6 protein-coding genes are annotated in these 4,362 nt (G+C 73.5%); 1 reads left to right on the forward strand and 5 read right to left on the reverse strand.

The window, feature by feature from the left end; translation table 11 throughout:
* Window positions 1-90: 90 nt before the first annotated feature.
* Window positions 91-2,460, forward strand: coding sequence for a DEAD/DEAH box helicase (locus GXZ33_RS01485; RefSeq protein WP_291339094.1), 2,370 nt, complete (start codon window positions 91-93; stop codon window positions 2,458-2,460).
* On the opposite strand, the gene GXZ33_RS01490 is transcribed toward GXZ33_RS01485, so the two are convergent.
* The 5 genes from GXZ33_RS01490 to GXZ33_RS01510 all read right to left on the reverse strand — a co-directional run.
* Window positions 2,435-2,728 (reverse strand): Rv3654c family TadE-like protein, encoded by a 294-nt coding sequence (locus tag GXZ33_RS01490; RefSeq protein WP_291339095.1) that lies wholly within the window; start codon window positions 2,726-2,728, stop codon window positions 2,435-2,437. The two genes, GXZ33_RS01485 and GXZ33_RS01490, sit on opposite strands and share 26 nt — an antisense overlap.
* Window position 2,729: 1 nt before the next feature.
* Complete coding sequence (locus GXZ33_RS01495; protein WP_291339096.1) at window positions 2,730-3,002, reverse strand: hypothetical protein; 273 nt, start codon at window positions 3,000-3,002, stop codon at window positions 2,730-2,732.
* Window positions 2,999-3,205, reverse strand: coding sequence for a DUF4244 domain-containing protein (locus GXZ33_RS01500; RefSeq protein WP_291339097.1), 207 nt, complete (start codon window positions 3,203-3,205; stop codon window positions 2,999-3,001). Before GXZ33_RS01500 ends, GXZ33_RS01495 begins: the two co-directional genes overlap by 4 nt.
* Before the next feature lie 30 nt (window positions 3,206-3,235).
* Window positions 3,236-3,802 (reverse strand): type II secretion system F family protein, encoded by a 567-nt coding sequence (locus GXZ33_RS01505; protein WP_291339098.1) that lies wholly within the window; start codon window positions 3,800-3,802, stop codon window positions 3,236-3,238.
* The coding region (locus GXZ33_RS01510; RefSeq protein WP_291339099.1) for a type II secretion system F family protein at window positions 3,799-4,362 on the reverse strand (564 nt) is incomplete at its 5' end. The genes GXZ33_RS01510 and GXZ33_RS01505, both read right to left, overlap by 4 nt.

Here is a 4,362-nt window from a genome sequence, read left to right on the forward strand (position 1 = left end):
GGATTAGGTCGCCGCGATAGTCTTACGTCAATTCCGGGTCAAAAAGACCCCTAAAAGCCGGGGGCTCTCCCACATACAGGGGTGATCAAGATGACGGGTCCGCACCATCTGGGCGAAGAACTCACCGCTGCGATCACCCGCCGTTTCCCCGCCTCGACCTGCACCTATTCCACGGTGCAGCCCGCCCGCCCCGCGGAATCGGCCCCCTGGCCGGCGTGGATCCACCCCCCGTTGCGTGAATATCTCGTCGACGGGGGCATTCCGGCGCTCTACAGCCACCAGGCGGCCACCGCGGAGCTCGCGCACGGGGGAACGGACGTCGTCGTCGCCACCGGCACCTCCTCGGGCAAGTCGCTCGGTTATCTCCTGCCGGTTCTCAGTGCGCTCGCCGCGGACCCCACCGCCTGTGCCCTCTACCTCACCCCGACGAAGGCCCTGGGCTCCGATCAGCTGCAGACGGTCTCCGCGCTCACCCGCGCGGTGGACGGCCTGGAGTCGGTGCATCCGGCCCCCTACGACGGTGACACCCCGACCGAGGCCCGTGCCGGGATCCGGGACTCCGCGCGGTTCGTGTTCACCAACCCGGACATGCTGCACGTGTCGCTGCTCGCCCACCACGCCCGGTGGGCCCGTGTGCTGCGTCGGCTGCGGTTCATCGTCGTCGACGAGTGCCACACCTACCGCGGGGTCTTCGGCGCGCACGTCGCCCTGGTGCTGCGTCGGCTCCTGCGGCTGGCGGCGCACTACGGTTCCACCCCCACGGTGGTCCTGGCGTCGGCCACCGCGAACGACCCGGCCGCGCACGCCGCCAACCTCATCGGCCGGCCGGTCACGGCGGTCACCCGGGACGGCGCCCCCACCGGGGCCCGCTCCGTCCTGCTGTGGGAGCCGGGCTTCCTCGAGGGCGTCGAGGGGGAGAACGGGGCCCCGGTCCGCCGGGCCGCGACCTCGGAGGCGGCCGGGATCATGGCGTCCTTCGTCGCGGAGGGTGCCCGTACCCTCACGTTCGTCCGTTCCCGTCGCTCCGCGGAGCTGGTCGCCCTGCGTGCGGCCGAGGATCTCTCCGCGATGGGGCGGCCGGACTTCGCCCGTCGTATCGCGGCCTACCGGGCGGGCTACCTGGCGGAGGACCGTCGTCGTCTGGAGCGGCAGCTCGACGACGGCGCCCTCCTCGGTGTCGCCACCACCAACGCCCTCGAGCTGGGCATCGACGTCGGTGGGCTCGACGCCGTCGTCACCGCCGGGTTCCCCGGCACGGTGGCCAGTTTCTGGCAGCAGGCCGGCCGGGCGGGACGACGTGGGCAGGGCTCGATCGTGGTGCTCGTCGCGCGCGACGAGCCCATGGACACCTACCTCGTCCACCACCCCGAGGCGCTCCTGGGTCGCCCCGTGGAGCGCGCGGTGTTCAACCCCCGCAACCCCTATGTCCTGCGGGGACACGTGTACTGCGCGGCCGTCGAGAAGCCTCTGTCGGAGGCGGACGTCGCGGCGCTGGACGCCGCGGAGGTCGTCGACGAGCTCACCGCCGACGGTCTCCTGCGGCGTCGCCCGCGTGGGTGGTTCCCCACCCCGCTTCTCGATGCCCCCCTCACCCCCGAAACCGCCCACGCCGCCCTGAACCTGCGGGGTGGCTCCGGCGAGGAGGTGCTCATCGTCGACGTCTCCGACGGGCGGCTCCTCGGCACGGTGGACGCGGCCCGCGCCGCCGCCCAGGTGCACCCCGGCGCGGTGTACCTGCACCAGGGGGAGAGCTTCGTCATCGAGGAACTCGACTTCGAGGACCACATCGCTCTGGCGCGGCCGGACGTGCCCGACTACTCGACCATCGCCCGTTCCGAGACGGACATCCGCATCATCGACGGTCCCGCCGAGCATGAGCTGGTCAACTACTCCCCCGGCCTGTGGGTGGCCAACGTCGCGGTGGAGGTGACCGACCGGGTGACCGGGTACATCGTCAAACTCGCCGACGGCAGCACCGCCGACGTCGTGCCGCTGGACATGCCGGAGCAGCGTCTGACCACCCGGGCGGTGGCGTACACGGTCGACCCCCTCGCCCTCGAGGCCATGGGGGTGACCGCCGGGGACACCCCCGGCACGCTCCACGCGGCGGAGCACGCGGCGATCGGGCTGCTGCCGCTCATCGCCACGTGCGACCGCTGGGACATCGGCGGTGTCTCGACGGCCCTGCACCCGGACACGATGCTGCCGACCGTCTTCGTCTACGACGGCCACCCGGGCGGCGCGGGCTTCGCCGACGAGGGTTTCGCCCGCTTTCCCGAGTGGATCGAGGCCACCTTCGAGGCCGTCCGGTCCTGCGGCTGCGAGTCCGGCTGCCCCTCCTGCGTGCAGTCCCCGAAGTGCGGCAACGGCAACAATCCGCTGGACAAGGCCGGTGCCCTCAAGCTCCTCGGCGCGCTGGTGACCATGACGGGCGCTACACCGGGCCCGCCGTCGACGTGACCTCCCTTCCGCGGATACGGGCGGTGACGGTGAGGTCCGCCCCCGTCCCGCGACATCCGCTCAGCGACGCCCCGTTGTCCTCGGCCACCACCGCCGCCACGGCGCAGCCGTCCTCGCCGTGGTAGACGGCGAACGCCCCGGCGACCGCCGCGAGGTCGGCCGCCACCTGCGCCTCATGGTGGGCGCTGACCTGGCCGGCCGCACCCAGCAGGACCACTCCGAGGCTGAACAGCGCGGCGGCGACCCCGGCCGTGACGATCGTGGGCACGTCAGGGCACCTCCACCGGGAAGACCGCCGCGTGGCTGCGTGACCCCAGCGGGCCCGGGACGGTGGCGGTGGCCGTGGCCAACCCGCCGTGCTCGGTCACGTGGACCACGCCCCGGACAGGCACGAACTCCCGCCCGATGGCGTGGGAGCGGGCGGCCGCCCCCGCGGTGTCCACGGCGGCCAGGTGCGCCGACATGGTCGCCAGGCCCGCGACGAGGAGTGCGCAGACCGTGACGAGGCTGCCGATCCCGAGGGCCGTCTCGATGGTGGTCACGGCGTGTTGGACAGCGCGCCGGTGATGATCGACTCGATGGCGTCGACGACGGCCGAGGCGTTGATGACGCCGTAGAGCACCGCCGCCAGGGCCGCGGCGGCCAGGCTGCCCATGGCGTATTCGATGGTGCTCATCCCGGACTCGTCGGCGAGCTTGGCGCGGAATCGGCTGGTCAGGACGGTGAGGGTGGGGATGTTCTGCATGGTGTTCTCCTTCGTGGGGTGACTGGGTGGTCAGTGTGTGAGTAGTGCGGTGCCGAGGCTGATGACCACGGGGGCCAGGCCGAGCACCAGGAAGGCGGGCAGGAAACAGAGGGTCAGGGGCAGGGCGATGAGCACCCCGGCCCGTTCGGCGCGGGCGGTGGCCTGTGCGGCGGCCTCATCACGTAGCGCGGCGGCGAGGCGGCCGCAGGCCTCCGACACGGCGGCCCCGGAGCGGCCCGACAGGGTGGCCAGTCCGGCCACGTCCGTCAGCCCCGGGATCCCGGCGACCTCGGACCAGGCGCGTTCCGCCGGCACCCCGATGGCGAGGAGGGCGGAGACTGAGCGCCAGGCGGGTCGCGTGGCGGGGTCTGCACCGGCCTCGACCAGGGCTGCGGCGGCGGTGGCCGGGCTCAGCCCGGCGCGCAGGCACGCGGCGTAGAGGTCGATGTCGGCGGCGAGTGCCAGGCGGTCCGCGTCCGCGCGGGCCCGCGGTCCGTCGCGTGGGGTCTTGGGTCCGGGGTGCCCCGTGCGGGTCACGGGCCGGGGTGGCGGCAGCAGCGCGGCGGCGGCCAGCAGGAGGAGCGTCAGGGAGGTCATGCCGCGGCCCTCCCGATGATGTGCCGGGACCACAGGAAACCGCCGGCGGCGAGGGCTACGCCGGTGACCAGCAGGAGGCCTCCGAGCCCGCCCCCGAACAGCAGGCTGAGGGGACGCGCGCCCATCGCCGTGCCCATGGCGATCCCCGCCAGGGGCAGCAGGGTGAGGATCACGGCGGTGGCCTGCGGTCCCTGCAGCGTGGCGCTGGTGGTGGCGTGGTGGCGGAGGCGGGCGTCGATACGCAGTTGCGCCTGTTCCACGAGGGGCACCAGCGGCAGTCCGTGCCGCTCGGACAGCTCCCACAGGGTGCCGAGGGGCCGCAGTTCCGGTGGTCCCTCCCGGAGGAGCGCGGCGGCGGAACGTCCCTGCCGGGTGAGCGCCCCGACCCGGCGGAGCAGGTCGGACAGCGGGGCGTCCGCGGGGAGATGCGCGGCGGCGTGGGCGACGGCCGGGGCCATGCCGTTGCCAGCCTGCAGCTCCCCGGCGAGGTGTCCGAGGAAGGTGGCGGCATGTGCTTCCCGACGCCGCCGTGCCGCCCCCGCCCGCACGTCCCGCACGAC

Source organism: Corynebacterium sp. (assembly GCF_012838985.1).
Lineage (GTDB): Bacteria > Actinomycetota > Actinomycetes > Mycobacteriales > Mycobacteriaceae > Corynebacterium.

Bases quoted from the DNA above. Each gene is read 5' to 3' on its own strand.
- GXZ33_RS01505 (WP_291339098.1), bottom strand. From the start codon at position 3,802: ATGACCTCCCTGACGCTCCTCCTGCTGGCCGCCGCCGCGCTGCTGCCG.
- GXZ33_RS01485 (WP_291339094.1), top strand. From the start codon at position 91: ATGACGGGTCCGCACCATCTGGGCGAAGAACTCACCGCTGCGATCACC.
- GXZ33_RS01500 (WP_291339097.1), bottom strand. From the start codon at position 3,205: ATGCAGAACATCCCCACCCTCACCGTCCTGACCAGCCGATTCCGCGCC.